1 pseudogene is annotated in these 652 nt (G+C 43.3%); it reads right to left on the bottom strand.

Going from position 1 to position 652, the window contains the following annotated elements:
- Positions 1–210 precede the first annotated feature (210 nt).
- A pseudogene (locus R7Z50_RS28190) lies at positions 211–652 on the bottom strand (ferredoxin--NADP reductase); the annotation flags it as partial.

The raw sequence follows: 652 nt of genomic DNA, 5'->3' as shown, positions 1-652 counted from the left end.
AACAGATCAACGAAACCGCCTATAAGCCGCTGCATTTTGCTCGCAATTGAAGAGTACATATAACCACCTACAACAACAGTGAACGCAGTCTAGGCATTGTTGTATATGTGCTCAATTGATAAGTCTATAAATTCGTATCATGTCTCAAAAGTGATTTTTAATTTACACCGATATAACTTAGTGATCTCGGTTTCAGCGATGGGTGGATACTTACCAATAACGCTCATAGATAACGTGACCGCCTGTTCGAGTTCGATACTTTTCTAACCCTAACCCTTGCAGTACCGGCAAGGTATCTTTAATCATCTCTGGGTTACCACACAACATCACAAAGCTGCTTTGCGGAGAGAAAGGCACATCCACTTTATTGGCAAGCTCACCAGAAGCAATCAATTCTGGGATTCGACCTTGCAGTTTTCCGAGTGACGATTCACGACTCACGATTGGCACGTACTTTAAGCGTCCTTCATATCGGAATTGAAGATGCTCAATCAGGTATTTGTAGACCAAATCTTTTTCATAGCGAACACCATGCACCAGCACGATACGATCATTGTGAGGAAGCAGGTTAATGTCATCCAGCAAAGATAGAAACGGGCCAATGCCAGTCCCCGTCGAAAGCAACCATAGATCACTCGCTTGCTTAGGAATG

The organism is Vibrio sp. 1249-1 (assembly GCF_033340495.1).
The sequence above is the reverse complement of the archived record's forward strand: the minus strand, read 5'-3'. Positions and strand labels throughout refer to the sequence as shown.